Origin of the sequence: Mesorhizobium sp. M2A.F.Ca.ET.046.03.2.1 (genome assembly GCF_003952425.1) — a bacterium.
In the GTDB taxonomy this organism is placed as follows: domain Bacteria; phylum Pseudomonadota; class Alphaproteobacteria; order Rhizobiales; family Rhizobiaceae; genus Mesorhizobium.
In genome coordinates this window covers 6660834-6675478 of the sequence record NZ_CP034449.1, presented here as the reverse complement: position 1 = coordinate 6675478, position 14645 = coordinate 6660834, and the positions used below count along the sequence as shown (strand labels likewise).

The 14645-nt window shown below is 63.7% G+C and carries 13 protein-coding genes and 1 tRNA gene; 10 read left to right on the top strand and 4 right to left on the bottom strand.

The window, feature by feature from the left end; all coding sequences use genetic code 11:
• Positions 1 to 116: 116 nt before the first annotated feature.
• The 3 genes from EJ072_RS31880 to EJ072_RS31870 all read left to right on the top strand — a co-directional run bounded on the left by EJ072_RS31880 (position 117) and on the right by EJ072_RS31870 (position 1917).
• Positions 117 to 1064, top strand: coding sequence for a hypothetical protein (locus EJ072_RS31880; RefSeq protein WP_189343138.1), 948 nt, complete (start codon positions 117 to 119; stop codon positions 1062 to 1064).
• Positions 1065 to 1209: 145 nt separating this feature from the next.
• Entirely contained in the window at positions 1210 to 1695 is a 486-nt protein-coding gene (locus EJ072_RS31875; RefSeq protein WP_126082813.1) for a group II truncated hemoglobin, read from the top strand.
• A 146-nt stretch (positions 1696 to 1841) separates the two neighbouring features.
• Positions 1842 to 1917, top strand: a tRNA-Trp gene (locus EJ072_RS31870).
• A 52-nt stretch (positions 1918 to 1969) separates the two neighbouring features.
• Here the strand turns inward: EJ072_RS31870 and EJ072_RS31865 are convergent.
• The 4 genes from EJ072_RS31865 to EJ072_RS31850 form a co-directional block, all read right to left on the bottom strand.
• The gene (locus tag EJ072_RS31865) at positions 1970 to 4306 is read right to left on the bottom strand and encodes a xanthine dehydrogenase family protein molybdopterin-binding subunit (RefSeq protein ID WP_126082812.1); all 2337 of its coding nucleotides are present in this window, start codon (positions 4304 to 4306) and stop codon (positions 1970 to 1972) included.
• The gene (locus EJ072_RS31860; RefSeq protein ID WP_126082811.1) at positions 4303 to 5289 is read right to left on the bottom strand and encodes a xanthine dehydrogenase family protein subunit M; all 987 of its coding nucleotides are present in this window, start codon (positions 5287 to 5289) and stop codon (positions 4303 to 4305) included. Before EJ072_RS31860 ends, EJ072_RS31865 begins: the two co-directional genes overlap by 4 nt.
• Positions 5286 to 5792, bottom strand: a complete 507-nt coding sequence (locus EJ072_RS31855) for a 2Fe-2S iron-sulfur cluster-binding protein (RefSeq protein WP_126082810.1) — start codon at positions 5790 to 5792, stop codon at positions 5286 to 5288. The genes EJ072_RS31860 and EJ072_RS31855 overlap by 4 nt, the downstream gene beginning before the upstream one ends.
• Positions 5793 to 5861: 69 nt before the next feature.
• Positions 5862 to 6419 (bottom strand): MarR family winged helix-turn-helix transcriptional regulator, encoded by a 558-nt coding sequence (locus EJ072_RS31850; RefSeq protein WP_245463297.1) that lies wholly within the window; start codon positions 6417 to 6419, stop codon positions 5862 to 5864.
• 292 nt (positions 6420 to 6711) lie between these two features.
• Between EJ072_RS31850 and secE the strand changes: the two genes are divergently transcribed.
• The 7 genes from secE (at position 6712) to rpoB (ending at position 14530) form a co-directional block, all read left to right on the top strand.
• Positions 6712 to 6915 carry a preprotein translocase subunit SecE gene (gene secE, locus EJ072_RS31845; protein ID WP_027170383.1) on the top strand — a complete coding sequence of 68 codons (204 nt, stop codon included), beginning with the start codon at positions 6712 to 6714 and terminating at the stop codon, positions 6913 to 6915.
• Between the two features lie 27 nt (positions 6916 to 6942).
• Entirely contained in the window at positions 6943 to 7470 is a 528-nt protein-coding gene (gene nusG, locus EJ072_RS31840) for a transcription termination/antitermination protein NusG (RefSeq protein WP_095818149.1), read from the top strand.
• A 207-nt stretch (positions 7471 to 7677) separates the two neighbouring features.
• Positions 7678 to 8106 carry a 50S ribosomal protein L11 gene (gene rplK, locus EJ072_RS31835; RefSeq protein ID WP_042642146.1) on the top strand — a complete coding sequence of 143 codons (429 nt, stop codon included), beginning with the start codon at positions 7678 to 7680 and terminating at the stop codon, positions 8104 to 8106.
• Positions 8107 to 8110: 4 nt separating this feature from the next.
• Positions 8111 to 8809 carry a 50S ribosomal protein L1 gene (gene rplA, locus EJ072_RS31830; protein WP_126082809.1) on the top strand — a complete coding sequence of 233 codons (699 nt, stop codon included), beginning with the start codon at positions 8111 to 8113 and terminating at the stop codon, positions 8807 to 8809.
• A 368-nt stretch (positions 8810 to 9177) separates the two neighbouring features.
• Positions 9178 to 9696 (top strand): 50S ribosomal protein L10, encoded by a 519-nt coding sequence (rplJ, locus tag EJ072_RS31825; RefSeq protein WP_126061036.1) that lies wholly within the window; start codon positions 9178 to 9180, stop codon positions 9694 to 9696.
• Between the two features lie 54 nt (positions 9697 to 9750).
• A complete protein-coding gene (gene rplL, locus EJ072_RS31820; protein WP_042642152.1) occupies positions 9751 to 10131 on the top strand; it encodes a 50S ribosomal protein L7/L12 in 381 nt (126 codons plus the stop codon).
• 262 nt (positions 10132 to 10393) lie between these two features.
• Complete coding sequence (gene rpoB, locus EJ072_RS31815) at positions 10394 to 14530, top strand: DNA-directed RNA polymerase subunit beta (RefSeq protein WP_126082808.1); 4137 nt, start codon at positions 10394 to 10396, stop codon at positions 14528 to 14530.
• Positions 14531 to 14645: the final 115 nt, after the last annotated feature.

Genomic DNA, 14645 nt, shown 5'->3' with positions numbered 1-14645 from the left:
TATCGCCATGGGATTGGCCGTCGCTGGAACTAGTATGAGTTGTACCCGAGGGGCTAGCCAGGCGTGGTTTCGGCAGCAAGGCGGTCGAGAAACGCCTGTCGGCCTATCTGAAGGAGATGGGCGTCGAGCAGGGCGTGCTGGATGTGATGAAGACGACGCCCGCCAGCGACATCCGGCAGATCGAGCCCGACGATATGCTGGAGATGAAGCTCGTCACCAGCCTCGATTCGCTCGATCTGTTGACCGAAAAGAGCATGTGCCTGCGCAATCCCGTGCCGGCGAATTGCCGCGAGATGCCGTCGAACGCCAAGCCGGCCGAGGTCGCGAAGGTCGAAGCCGCGCCTTTGCTCGCTGCTCCGGGCACGGCGCCCCGGCCGCGGGTCCAGGAACAGGACATGCGCTTCGTTGTCGTTCGCGGCAGCAACCCGCTCTGCAATCCCGATTGTCCGGAATGGATTTCGGCGGAAGGCACGATCGCCGCAGGCACGGCCGGCAAGCTTCGCCAGCTGCTGGATACGCTCGGCGGGCGCAGATTGCCGGTGGTCGTCAACTCGCCAGGTGGCGATGTGCAGGCAGCGCTTGCCGCGGGTCGCCTGATCCGTGAGCGCGGGTTGGATGTCGCGGTCGCCCGAACCGCCTTTCTCGATTGCGATCCGGGCGAGGCGGGGTGCGAACCAGCCGAAGGCCTCTACAGCGGTCTCACCATCGATGCAGGCGCCCAATGCGACGCCGCCTGCGCGATGATGATCGCCGGCGGCATCAGGCGCCTCGTCGGCGCCGATGCGCATTTCCTGGTGCATTCCATGGGCATGGAAGAGAAGGTCAGGGCGTATCTCGACGAGATGGCGATCGGCGCGGGCTTTTTTGCCGCCATGCAGTCGGCGCGGTTTGCCAAGCACAGGGAACTCAGCCAGGGCGAACTTCGCGAATTCGGGCTCACGACCGGATCGCAATCGGTGGATGCGCTGACTGGGGCAACCATCTGCAACTCATCGCCGAAACGGGACAATTGCCGAGTGCTGCCGGCCGCCAATGCCGAGGCCGAGGCGCCAGCGAAACTTTAGAGCAATTCCAGGAAAGTGTTCACGGTTCTCCGTCCGGAATTGCATAGACAAGGAGAGAGCCCGGCACTGGCCATCGAGGCAGGTTGAGGCGGGCAGGGCGGCGCCGCTATCCTCCTCGCGCGATTTGCGGAACGGAGGATCGGCGATGAGCGCGGAAATCCCGACTTTGTACGAATGGGCCGGCGGCAGCGAGGCGCTCAACAGGCTGACACGCGCCTTCTACGACAAGGTGGCATTTGATCCGATCGTCGGCCCCGTGTTCAAGACCATGTCGTCGGACCACCCGGCGCATGTCGCCGCCTTCATCGGCGAGGTCTTCGGCGGGCCGAAGACTTATAGCGAAGAGTTTGGCGGCCATCGCGAGATGGTGATGCATCATCTCGGCAAGCACCTGACCGAGGAGCAGCGGCGGCGCTGGATCAATCTTCTGGCCGACGCGGCCGACGAAGTCGGCCTGCCGGACGACCCCGAGTTCCGCTCCGCCTTCATGGGCTATGTCGAATGGGGATCGCGGCTGGCGAAGATGAACTCGAATCTGGGCGAGACCTGCGATCCCGCGACCGAGCCGATGCCGGCCTGGGGCTGGGGTGTGCCAGGCGGGCCATACAAGCCGCCGGCCGGAAAATCGTAGGCCCAGGCGCGTTTTCCGGGAACGCAATCCGTCGCCGACGGAAATGCGATGGAGAAATCCGGCAAAGCTTCGAAAACGGCAGGTTAGTGCTCTTTACAGAGGGCCCGGAAGCTTTTAGGAAGCGCCTGCGCCGAACAAGCGCATGCACGGGCATAGCTCAGTTGGTAGAGCGGCGGTCTCCAAAACCGCAGGTCGTAGGTTCGAGCCCTGCTGCCCGTGCCATTTCCTCAAAAGGAATCGTCTCGCTTTCGTTTAGGTTCCGGACGGAACCGCCTCATACTTTTGCTTGAGTTGTATCGGCGGCCAGCTTGTCGAGGGTGATAGGCAGGTCGCGTACGCGAATACCGGTGGCGTTGAACACGGCGTTGGCAACGGCCGCGGCCACTCCGGTCGTACCGATCTCGCCGATGCCACGCGCCCCCATGGGCGTGCGCGGGTCGGGGACATCCGTCCACAGCACATCGATCTCCGGCACGTCCAGATGCACCGGCACATGATAATCGGCCAGCGACGTGCTCATGATCCGGCCGCTCCGCTCGTCCAGCAGCGTTTCTTCCGTCAGCGCCATTCCCAGTCCCATGATCATGCCGCCCTTGAACTGGCTGGTGGCGGTTTTCGCGTTGAGGATGCGCCCGCAATCGAAGGCGCCGACCAGGCGATCGATCCGGATTTCCCCGGTAACCTCGCTCACGCGCAGCTGACAGAAGATGGCCGACGTGCTGTGCATCGAGAATTTGAGCATCTCCAGCGGCGCGCCGCTTTCGCCCGTGACGCTGATCTCGTCGCGCCCGGAGCGGCGAAAGATCGAAGCGAAGCTCTCGTACCGCGAAGGGTCGTCGACGCTGCGCAGCCCGCTGTCGGCGAATTCGACCTCGCCCACCCTGAGCCCCGCCAGCGGTGTGTCGTTGCCCGCGTGGCGCAACAGCTCGGCTGCAAGCTTGCCGCTCGCTGCACTGATAGCCGCGCCGAGCGAGGCTGTCTGGGACGATCCGCCGGCGAAGCTGGCGAAGGGCAGGCTGGAGTCGCCGATAGTCACCGACACACTGTCGAGCGGCAGCCCGAGCCGGTCCGCGGCGTGCTGGCGCTGCACGGTCGCGGTCCCCATTCCCATCTCTTGCGCGGCACTTGCGACATGCGCGCGACCGCCAGCGTCGAGGGTGATGCGCGCGGACGTGCCGGGCATGCGGGCGAAAGGGAAGGTTCCGCCCGCGCAGCCCATGCCGATCAGCCATTCCCCTTGGCGCCGTGCACGAGGCGCGGAGGCGCGCACCACCCAACCAATACGCTCGGCACCCATGTCGTACGCGGTCATCACGGCGCTCTGCGAATGGGGAGCGCCGCTGATCGGATCACAGGAAGCGACGTTGCGACGCCGCAACTCGATCGGGTCCATCCCGAGCTCATGAGCGAGTTCGTCCATCGCGCATTCGATCGCGAAAGTTCCCGGAGCCTCTCCGGGAGCACGCATGAAAGAGTTGGCCACGAGGTCGAGATCGACATGGTGCTGAACGATGTCGAAGCTTCCGGACGCATAGAGCGATCGCCCGGTGAGGCTGAAGCCTTCGTCGCATATGCTGTGCTTCGGCTTGGTGGCATAGCCATGGTGCAACAGGGCGGTGAGTTTTCCATCGGCACCGGCCCCCAGCGCGACGCGCTGCTCGGTCTGGGTGCGGCCGCCGACAAGACGGTGCATGCTCGCCCGCGAAAGCCTGACTCGCACCGGTCGCCCGGCGAGCTTCGCCGCGGCGGCGCCGAGGATCTGATGATCCCACATTCCCTTTGCGCCGAAGCCACCTCCGACGAAGGGTGAACTGACGAAGACATCCGCCTCTTTCAGCCCGAACACCTTCGCCAGGGACCCCGCCGTTGCGTGGATCATCTGCGTCGTGTCGTGAACGATCAGCCTTCCGTCCTGCCAGGCGATCGTAGCGGCGTGCGGTTCGATCGGATTGTGGCTCTGCCACGGCGTCCTGTAGACCGCATCGACCTTGTACGCCGCTTCGGCCAGCTTCTTTGAAGCGTTTCCCTTGTCGACCCGGTTGCGTTCGATCAGGATCGAGTCCGGCGTGCTTGCAACTTTCTTGCCGTCCTCGAACCGCGTGCGTGACGGCTGGGCTTCGTAACGAATCCGGACCAGCGTGGCGGCATGTTCGGCCTGTTCCCGGGTTTCGGCCAGAATGACGGCCACCGCCTGTCCGTTCCACCGGATTTCGGCGTCCTGCATCACCGGAAGCGTGTGGTTGCCTGCCGCCTTCAGATTGGTGATGCCGATCGCGGGAGGCACCGACATTTTCGGCGCATTGCGGTAGGTCATCACCAGCTCGACCCCCGGCGCGGCTTCAGCGACGGAAACATCGAGCTCGATGATCTTGCCGCGCGCTATGGTGGAATGGACAAAGGCGGCATGGAGCAGGTTCTCCATCGGCACCTCGGCTGCGAAGCGCGCCGCGCCGCGCACCTTGTCGGGACCGTCGACGCGTGGCTGCTGGGTTCCCAGCGTCGCGCGCTTCTCAATGATCGGATCCGGCGTGCCGCCGGGCAGCCAGCTTGCGGGAACGCGGCCCAGCACCGTGCGGACTCCGCCGACGAGGGCATTCTGCAGCTTGCTCATGCGGGATCTCCTGCCAGCGATTCAAGGACGGCTGCGATCGTGCGCTGCGCCAGCCCGATCTTGAAAGCATTGCCTTCGAGCGGCCGCGCCTCGGCCAATTCCTCCTCCGCGGCGGAAAGGAAATTCGCGCGGGTCGCCGGCAATCCGCGAAGCGCCGCCTCCGCATGCGTGGCGCGCCATGGCTTTGCGGCCACGCCGCCAAGCGCGATCCGAACCTCGGCGACCTTGCCCTCGACGACGTCCAGGCCAGCCGCCACGGAAACCAGTGCGAATGCATAGCTCGAACGGTCGCGCAGCTTGCGATACTCGGAATTCACCATTGCGGGGGTCGCGGGCGGAAGCTCTACCGCGGTGATCATCTCCCCGGGCTGCAGGACACTCTCGATTTGTGGACTGGCGCCTGGCAAGGCGTGGAACTCGGCGAGCGGCACCGTTCTCTCACCTGCGGGGCCGGCGAGATGCACCACCGCCGAGAGCGCGGCAAGCGCGACGCACATGTCCGAGGGATGGGTTGCCACGCAGTTATTCGACGCACCCAATATTGCGTGATAGCGGTTGAAGCCGCCGATGGCGTCACAGCCGCCGCCAGGCTGCCGCTTGTTACATCGCGCCCCGTCCACATCGTAGAAATAGGCGCAGCGTGTCCGCTGCATAATGTTGCCGCCGACCGTCGCCATGTTGCGGATCTGCGCCGAGGCCCCGGCCAGCAAGGCGCGCGACAGCATCGGATAGCGTTCGCGGATCAGCGGTTGCGCGGCTAGAGCGCTGTTCTTCATCGATGCGCCGATGAGCAGCGCGCCGCCATCAGCTTCCTGGATGTCGGAGGTGAGGCGGCTGACATCGACCAGTTGCGAAGCGGAGTCGACATTCTGCCTGAGCAGATCGACAAGGTTCGTGCCCCCGCCGACGAACCGTGCGCCGTCGGCAGCAAGCGCCAGGGCTTCCGCACGGTCATTCGCGATGTGAAATGCAAAGGGCGTCATGCCGGCTCTCCAGCAAGCATTTCCTCGATCGCTTCGACAATGCCGTTATGCGCACCGCAGCGGCACAGATTGCCGCTCATGCGTTCGCGGATTTCCTCGCGGGTCGGCCGGACCGGGCCTGCGAGATCGGCAGTGACGTGACTTGGATCGCCGCGCCGCAACTCCCGCGCCATGGCGATCGCCGAGCAGATCTGGCCCGGGGTGCAGTAGCCACACTGGAGGCCATCATGTTCGATGAAAGCCTCTTGCAGGGGGTGGAGGCCGCCGTCTGGCCCTTGCAGTCCTTCGATCGTGCGAACATCGCGCCCCTTTGCCTGTGCCGCCAGCGTGAGGCAGGACAGCACCCGCTCGTCGTCCAGCAACACTGTGCAGGCGCCGCAGGCACCCTGGTTGCAACCGAGCTTCGTGCCGGTTAGCCCAAGGCGTTCGCGCAACATGTCGAGCAGCGACACGCGCGCATCGTCTGGAACGGGATAGTCGGATCCGTTGATCATGATGGTCACAGGCGTCTCCATTCAGGGACCGGCAGCGGAACGCCGCCGAGCCACCATCATGATAGTACGAAAATCGTATTATTCAACTTTCGTATCTGCGATTTTCTCGGTAAGGCGGATCAACTCCTGTCGTTCGCTGGCGTTTAGCGACCTGAGCATTGCCATGCAGGCGTTGCGATAGCCGGCTTTTTGATCGCCGACCACCTGCACGCCCTTTGCCGTGGCGGTAAGGGCTACCGTCCGGCGGTTCTCTTCCGGCCTGCGGCGCTCGACCAGTCCCTTGCGCACAAGCCTGTCGATGGCCGAGGACATGGTCGTCGGCGCGACATCGAGATAGCGGGCGACGTCCGCCGCCCCGCATCCGGCATTGTCGCAGATGAAGACCAGCGTCTGAGCGTCGAGCGCGTTAAGTGCGTTCTCCGCCGCCGCAACGGCTTCGGCTACCTTGAACCGGCGCGTGAAGCGTTCGAAGGCAATGGTAAGCTGCTCAACCTGTTCTTGCGTCGGCTCAGTCATCGCTCCAAGAAAGCATGCCACAGGCATGGATGCCAAGCGATGCGCGGCGATACCGCCTGGCCGCGTCCACATAACGCAAAACCCAGCCCGGTATTTGAAAATGGCCGGGTAGCTTGCCATATAGGGAAAATTCGGGCATAAGCCCCGCATAGCCGGGACGGGACGACTGGATGGTTCCGAGGCGGCGCTAGGACATAAAGCGGACCCTTGCCACTTGCGTGGATTAAGAATCGGTTTTATGTAGACAAGACAGACACGCGACGCGTGGAGCTGGGAAGCCGGCTTTACGCGTCTGATTTGCGTGGGTGAAATAGCGGCGCTGATTCGCACCGCATGGAGCCCAGGCGGCACGTCCCGGCCAGCGGGATCATCCAGGAGGCCCGGCCAACGGGTCTTGAAAAACAGGCGGCACATGGCTTCGAAAACCACTAATCCCTTCACCTTTCTCCAGCAGGTTCGCGCGGAGACGGCCAAGGTGACATGGCCTTCGCGGCGCGAAACCATGATCTCGACCGTGATGGTCCTGGTGTTCGCGGTGATCGCGATGCTCTTCTTCTTCGCAGCCGACATTCTGATGGGCTATGCGATCGAGTGGATCCTGGGTCTCGGGCATTAATTCGGCGGTTTACGGAGAGGTCGGGAAATGACTGCGCGCTGGTATATCGTCCACGCCTATTCGAACTTCGAGAAGAAGGTCGCCGAGGACATTGAGAACAAGGCCAAGCAGAAGGGCCTGGCCGGCGAGATCGAGCAGATCGTGGTGCCGACCGAGAAGGTCGTCGAGATCCGCCGTGGCCGCAAGGTCGATGCAGAGCGCAAGTTCTTCCCGGGCTATGTGCTCCTGAAGGCCAACCTGACGGACGCCGTGTTCTCGCTGGTCAAGAACACGCCGAAGGTCACCGGCTTCCTGGGCGATTCCAAGCCGGTGCCGATCACCGAGACCGAGGCGCAGCGCATCCTGAACCAGGTCCAGGAAGGCGTCGAGCGGCCGAAGCCCTCGGTCACCTTCGAGATCGGCGAGGCGATCCGCGTCTCGGATGGTCCATTCGCGTCGTTCAACGGCGTCGTCCAGGAAGTGGACGAGGAGCGGGCCCGCCTCAAGGTGGAAGTTTCGATCTTCGGGCGCGCCGTGCCCGTCGATCTGGAATTCGGACAGGTCGAAAAGGGCTGATCCGGTTAGCCGCGCCGCAAGGCGTCGGCACAACCCGCGCCGCAAGGCGTCGGGATCCGCGCCGTAAGGCGTCGGGGCGGTCGCTTAAGGCGCCGCATGAACGGGTGGGAGGCGAAGACGGCATAGCCGGCCGTCGGAACCGCACCACCAGACTGCAACCGCCGGTGTCCCGCTAATGGGCCGGCATGAGAAAAGGCAGGAATAGAGATGGCTAAGAAAGTTGCAGGCCAGCTCAAGCTCCAGGTTGCCGCGGGCTCGGCCACGCCGTCGCCCCCGATCGGCCCGGCGCTTGGTCAGCGCGGCATCAACATCATGGAATTCTGCAAGGCGTTCAACGCGCAGACGCAGGAGCTCGAGAAGGGGTCGCCGATCCCGGTCGTCATCACCTACTACCAGGACAAGTCGTTCACCTTCGTCATGAAGACGCCGCCGGTGAGCTACTTCCTGAAGAAGGCCGCCAACCTGAAGTCGGGCTCCAAGGAGCCGGGCAAGACCAAGGTCGGCACGATCAGCCGCGACAAGGTGCGCGCGATCGCCGAGCAGAAGATGAAGGACCTGAACGCAAACGACGTCGAGGCGGCCATGCGCATGGTCGAGGGCTCCGCCCGCTCGATGGGCCTGGAAGTGGTGGGCTAAGATCATGGCAAAGATTGCAAAGCGTGTTGCTGCGAGTCGCGAAGGCATCGATCCGAACAAGGCTTATGCGCTCTCCGAGGCGCTGCAGCTGCTCAAGGACCGGTCCAAGGTGAAGTTCGACGAGACCGTCGAGGTCTCGATGAATCTCGGTGTCGATCCGCGCCATGCCGACCAGATGGTCCGCGGCGTGGTCAACCTGCCGAACGGCACCGGCCGTTCCGTGCGTGTCGCCGTGTTCGCCCGTGGCGACAAGGCTGAGGAAGCAAAGGCCGCCGGTGCTGATATCGTTGGCGCCGAGGATCTGGTCGACATCGTCCAGAAGGGCACGATCGATTTCGATCGCTGCATCGCCACGCCGGACATGATGCCGCTGGTCGGCCGTCTGGGTAAGGTGCTCGGCCCGCGTGGCATGATGCCGAACCCGAAGGTCGGCACCGTGACCACCGACGTGGCTGCGGCCGTCAAGGCTTCGAAGGGCGGCGCCGTCGAGTTCCGCGTCGAGAAGGCCGGCATCGTCCAGGCCGGCGTCGGCAAGGTTTCGTTCGACGTCAAGGCGCTGGAAGAGAATGTCCGCGCCTTCGCCGATGCGGTGAACAGGGCCAAGCCGGCCGGCGCCAAGGGCAACTACGTCAAGAAGGTGTCGGTCACCTCGACGATGGGCCCGGGCCTGAAGCTCGACATCGCGACGCTCGCCGCGTCGTAAGTGTCGTCGGGTCGGCCCTGAGTCGACCCATGGAGAATTCCGGACCGCCGATCCGTCGGCGGCCCGGTAACCCGGGAGCCGAAAGGTTTCCGGATATCCTGTCCGAGATTGCAGGCGGCCCAACAGCCTTAATTCATGTGGGCCTGCATGAGACGGGTGAAGACCCGACAAAGGAGCGAAAGCTCCAATGAAAGGTTCGAACCGTGTTTGCCTTTTGTCAGCGCATCGCCGGCTTGCCGTCGGTGTGGCGAAAGGGGGCAGGATCCTCGAGCGTCGTTCGGGAGATCCGTTTTTGGATGGCCCGGCCGGCAAAAGGCAACCCGACTTCTGACCTCGAAAATGAGGCAGTGGTCAACTGGAGATAGGCAGTGGACAGAGCGGAAAAGCGCGAACTCGTCACGGGCCTGAATGATGCGTTCTCGAACGCGGGTTCAGTCGTCGTGGCCCACTACGCCGGTATCACCGTGGCGCAAATGAACGACCTTCGGTCGAAGATGCGCGCCGCCGGCGGCACCGTCAAAGTCGCGAAGAACCGTCTCGCCAAGATCGCTCTTCAGGGCACGGACTCCGCATCGATCATCGATCTGTTCAAGGGACAGACGCTGGTCGCTTATTCGGAGGATCCGATTGCGGCGCCGAAGGTCGCGTCCGAATTCGCCAAAGGGAATGACAAGCTGATCATTCTCGGCGGCGCGATGGGCTCGACCTCGCTCAACGCCGATGGTGTCAAGGCACTCGCCACGATGCCGTCGCTCGACGAGCTGCGCGCCAAGCTGGTTGGCATGATCGCTACGCCGGCAACCCGGATCGCCCAGATCGTCAATGCGCCCGCGGCTTCGGTCGCGCGTGTCATCGGCGCTTACGCCCGGAAGGACGAGGCGGCATGAGGCCGTTCCTCGCTGTCAACAACACACGTTCGAACCAATTGAAGGAATATCAAAATGGCTGATCTCGCGAAGATCGTAGACGACCTTTCGAGCCTGACCGTCCTCGAGGCGGCTGAGCTTTCGAAGCTCCTGGAAGAGAAGTGGGGCGTTTCGGCCGCCGCTCCGGTGGCTGTTGCCGCCGCTGCTGGTGGTGCTGCCGCTGCCGCTGCTCCGGCTGAAGAGAAGACGGAATTCGACGTCGTTCTCGCCGACGCCGGCGCCCAGAAGATCAACGTCATCAAGGAAGTCCGCGCCATCACCGGCCTTGGCCTCAAGGAAGCCAAGGACCTGGTCGAAGCGGCTCCGAAGCCGGTCAAGGAAGGCGTTTCCAAGGCCGACGCCGACAAGTTCAAGGCTCAGCTGGAAGCAGCTGGCGCCAAGGTCGAGCTGAAGTAATTAGGCGTGGGCGGACGGTCTCGCGCCGTCCGCCCCTCCCTTGGACTGAGGGAGACTTTGTTGCGCGAGGCGTTTGAAAACCTCTTTCCTGAGGGCCGAAAAGCGGCCTTCCGGAAACGGGTTTTCTCCCGTTTTAGCCGGTACCCGCCAAGCTGTTGGCAGTGCAGGCCGGAAAACAGATAGGGGCAGCCGTCGAGGCGGCCCGTTGGTGCAAGGCGAGCCGCGGCGAGGTTCGTCCCGAGTTTAGAGCTAAGGAGCGACGATGGCCCAGACCCAGACTTTCAATGGCCGCAGACGCGTACGCAAGTTCTTCGGAAAGATCCCGGAAGTTGCGGAGATGCCGAACCTGATCGAGGTTCAGAAGGCATCCTATGACCAGTTCCTGATGGTGGACGAGCCCAAGGGCGGCCGTCCGGACGAGGGACTGCAGGCCGTTTTCAAGTCGGTCTTCCCGATCTCCGACTTTTCCGGCTCCTCCATGCTGGAGTTCGTGAAGTATGAGTTCGAGGCACCGAAATTCGACGTTGACGAGTGCCGTCAGCGCGACCTGACCTATGCTGCGCCGCTCAAGGTGACGCTGCGCCTCATCGTGTTCGATATCGACGAGGATACCGGCGCGAAGTCGATCAAGGACATCAAGGAGCAGGACGTCTACATGGGCGACATGCCGCTCATGACGTCGAACGGCACCTTCATCGTCAACGGCACCGAGCGCGTCATCGTCTCGCAGATGCACCGCTCGCCGGGCGTCTTCTTCGACCATGACAAGGGCAAGTCGCACTCGTCGGGCAAGCTTCTGTTTGCTGCGCGCGTCATTCCCTATCGCGGCTCGTGGCTCGACATCGAGTTCGATAGCAAGGACGTCGTGCACGCCCGCATCGACCGCCGCCGCAAGATCCCGGTGACGTCGCTGCTGATGGCGCTCGGCATGGACGGCGAAGAGATCCTGTCGACCTTCTACAACAAGATCACCTACAAGCGCGCCGGCGACCATTGGCGCATTCCGTTCAACGTCGAGCGCTTCCGCGGCCTCAAGGCCGTCGGCGATCTGGTTGATGCCGACACCGGTGAAATCGTCGTCGAGCAAGGCAAGAAGATCACCGCCCGCCAGGCCCGCCAGCTTGGCGAGAAGGGTCTCAAGGCCATCAAGGCGACCGACGAGGATCTGCTCGGGAACTACCTCGCCGAGGACATCGTCAACTACGCCACCGGCGAGATCTTCCTCGAGGCCGGCGACGAGATCGACGACAAGACGCTGAAGGTGCTGCTCGGCACCGGCGAGGAAGAGATCCAGATTCTGGACATCGACCACGTCAATGTCGGCGCCTATATCCGCAACACGCTCAACGTCGACAAGAACGAGAGCCGCCAGGACGCGCTGTTCGACATCTACCGCGTCATGCGCCCGGGCGAGCCGCCGACCCTCGAGACCGCCGAAGCCATGTTCAACTCGCTGTTCTTCGATAGCGAGCGCTATGACCTGTCGGCCGTCGGCCGCGTCAAGATGAACATGCGCCTCGAGCTCAAGGCCGAGGACACCGTGCGCGTGCTGCGCAAGGAAGACATCCTGGCCGTGGTCAAGACGCTGGTCGAGCTGCGCGACGGCAAGGGCGAGATCGACGACATCGACAATCTCGGCAACCGCCGCGTGCGTTCGGTCGGCGAGCTCATGGAGAACCAGTACCGCGTCGGCCTGCTGCGCATGGAGCGCGCGATCAAGGAACGCATGTCCTCGATCGAGATCGACACGGTCATGCCGCAGGATCTGATCAACGCCAAGCCGGCGGCCGCCGCCGTGCGCGAGTTCTTCGGCTCCTCGCAGCTGTCGCAGTTCATGGACCAGACCAACCCGCTGTCGGAGATCACCCACAAGCGTCGCCTCTCGGCGCTTGGACCGGGCGGTCTGACCCGCGAGCGCGCCGGCTTCGAGGTGCGCGACGTGCACCCGACGCATTACGGCCGCATCTGCCCGATCGAGACGCCGGAAGGCCCGAATATCGGTCTTATCAACTCGCTGGCCACCTTCGCGCGCGTCAACAAGTACGGCTTCATCGAAAGCCCGTACCGCAAGATCGTGGGCGGCAAGTTGACCAACGAAGTTGTCTACCTGTCGGCGATGGAAGAGGCCAAGCACTATGTCGCGCAGGCCAACGCCGAGCTCGACAAGAACGGCAGCTTCGTCGACGAGTTCGTCATTTGCCGTAACGCCGGCGAAGTGATGATGGCGCCGCGCGAGAACGTCGACCTGATGGACGTCTCGCCGAAGCAGATGGTGTCGGTCGCGGCGGCGCTCATCCCGTTCCTCGAGAACGACGACGCCAACCGCGCGCTGATGGGCTCGAACATGCAGCGTCAGGCCGTGCCGCTGGTGCGCGCCGAGGCGCCGTTCGTCGGCACCGGCATGGAGCCGGTCGTCGCCCGTGACTCGGGCGCGGCCATCGGCGCTCGCCGCGGCGGCGTGGTCGATCAGGTGGACGCCACCCGTATCGTTATCCGCGCCACGGAAGACCTCGATCCCGGCAAGTCGGGCGTCGACATCTACCGGCTGATGAAGTTCCAGCGTTCGAACCAGAACACCTGCATCAACCAGCGGCCGCTGGTGCGCATGGGCGACCGCGTCAACAAGGGCGACATCATCGCCGACGGTCCGTCGACCGAGCTCGGCGATCTGGCGCTCGGCCGTAACGTGCTGGTCGCGTTCATGCCGTGGAACGGCTACAACTACGAGGACTCGATCCTGCTCTCCGAGCGCATCGTGGCCGATGACGTCTTCACCTCGATCCACATCGAGGAGTTCGAGGTCATGGCGCGCGACACCAAGCTCGGGCCGGAGGAAATCACGCGCGACATTCCGAACGTTTCGGAGGAGGCGCTGAAGAACCTCGACGAGGCCGGCATCGTCTATATCGGCGCCGAGGTGCAGCCGGGTGACATCCTGGTCGGCAAGATCACCCCGAAGGGCGAAAGCCCGATGACGCCGGAAGAAAAGCTTCTGCGCGCCATCTTTGGCGAAAAGGCCTCGGACGTCCGCGACACTTCCATGCGCATGCCTCCGGGCACCTTCGGCACGGTCGTCGAAGTGCGCGTCTTCAACCGCCACGGCGTGGAGAAGGACGAGCGCGCGATGGCGATCGAGCGCGAGGAGATCGAGCGTCTGGCCAAGGACCGCGACGACGAACAGGCGATCCTCGACCGCAACGTCTACGCGCGTCTTTCCGACATGCTGGTCGGCAAGGAAGCGATTGCCGGGCCGAAGGGCTTCAAGAAGGGCTCGAAGCTATCGAAGGACACGCTCGACGAGTATCCGCGTTCGCAGTGGTGGCAGTTCGCCGTGGAGAACGAGAAGCTCCAGAGCGAGCTCGAGGCTCTGCGTGGCCAGTACGACGAGTCCAAGAAGGCGCTCGAGCAGCGCTTCATGGACAAGGTCGAGAAGGTGCAGCGCGGCGACGAAATGCCTCCGGGCGTCATGAAGATGGTCAAGGTCTTCGTGGCGGTGAAGCGCAAGATGCAGCCGGGCGACAAGATGGCCGGCCGTCACGGCAACAAGGGTGTCGTGTCGCGCATCGTTCCGGTCGAGGACATGCCTTTCCTCGAGGACGGCACGCATGCCGATATCGTGCTCAACCCGCTGGGTGTGCCGAGCCGCATGAATGTCGGCCAGATCCTGGAAACGCATCTTGGCTGGGCTTGCGCCGGCATGGGCAGGAAGATCGGCGAGCTGATCGACGCGTATAAGGGTGGTGGCGACATCAAGCCGCTGCGCAAGACGCTGGAAAGCTTCATGCCGGCCAACGACCGCAACGAGCCGATCCGCGAATATGACGACGAGAGCATCGTTCGCCTGAGCGAGCAGATGCGCCGCGGCGTCTCCATCGCGACACCGGTGTTCGACGGCGCGCATGAGGTCGACATCAACACCATGCTGGAGCAGGCAGGCCTGCACACCAGCGGTCAGTCGCAGCTCTATGACGGTCGCACCGGCGAGCCGTTCGATCGCAAGGTGACGATGGGCTATATCTATATGCTCAAGCTGCACCACCTGGTGGACGACAAGATCCACGCGCGTTCGATCGGTCCGTACTCGCTCGTCACCCAGCAGCCGCTGGGCGGCAAGGCGCAGTTCGGCGGCCAGCGCTTCGGCGAAATGGAGGTCTGGGCGCTCGAAGCCTACGGCGCCGCCTACACGCTGCAGGAAATGCTGACGGTGAAGTCGGACGACGTGGCCGGCCGCACCAAGGTCTACGAGGCGATCGTGCGCGGCGACGACACGTTCGAGGCGGGCATTCCGGAGAGCTTCAACGTTCTCGTCAAGGAAATGCGCTCGCTCGGCCTCAATGTGGAGCTGGAAAACACCCAGGTCGAAGAGGCTCCGACGCGTCTGCCCGACGCAGCCGAATGAAGCTTATGGCGCGCCGCTCCAGGAAGCGGCGCGCCCCGAGCATGACCCCGAAAAGTGGCCACCGGTTTTCGGACAAGGTCATGCTCAACCAAGAAGTCTTCGGCCGGTTTGACCG

Excerpts from the sequence above, each read along its gene's own strand:
- EJ072_RS31880 (WP_189343138.1), top strand. The coding sequence starts at position 117 with ATGGGCGTCGAGCAGGGCGTGCTGGATGTGATGAAGACGACGCCCGCC.
- EJ072_RS31875 (WP_126082813.1), top strand. The coding sequence starts at position 1,210 with ATGAGCGCGGAAATCCCGACTTTGTACGAATGGGCCGGCGGCAGCGAG.
- EJ072_RS31865 (WP_126082812.1), bottom strand. The coding sequence starts at position 4,306 with ATGAGCAAGCTGCAGAATGCCCTCGTCGGCGGAGTCCGCACGGTGCTG.
- EJ072_RS31860 (WP_126082811.1), bottom strand. The coding sequence starts at position 5,289 with ATGACGCCCTTTGCATTTCACATCGCGAATGACCGTGCGGAAGCCCTG.
- EJ072_RS31850 (WP_245463297.1), bottom strand. The coding sequence starts at position 6,419 with ATGGCAAGCTACCCGGCCATTTTCAAATACCGGGCTGGGTTTTGCGTT.
- secE (WP_027170383.1), top strand. The coding sequence starts at position 6,712 with ATGGCTTCGAAAACCACTAATCCCTTCACCTTTCTCCAGCAGGTTCGC.
- nusG (WP_095818149.1), top strand. The coding sequence starts at position 6,943 with ATGACTGCGCGCTGGTATATCGTCCACGCCTATTCGAACTTCGAGAAG.
- rplK (WP_042642146.1), top strand. The coding sequence starts at position 7,678 with ATGGCTAAGAAAGTTGCAGGCCAGCTCAAGCTCCAGGTTGCCGCGGGC.
- rplA (WP_126082809.1), top strand. The coding sequence starts at position 8,111 with ATGGCAAAGATTGCAAAGCGTGTTGCTGCGAGTCGCGAAGGCATCGAT.
- rplL (WP_042642152.1), top strand. The coding sequence starts at position 9,751 with ATGGCTGATCTCGCGAAGATCGTAGACGACCTTTCGAGCCTGACCGTC.
- rpoB (WP_126082808.1), top strand. The coding sequence starts at position 10,394 with ATGGCCCAGACCCAGACTTTCAATGGCCGCAGACGCGTACGCAAGTTC.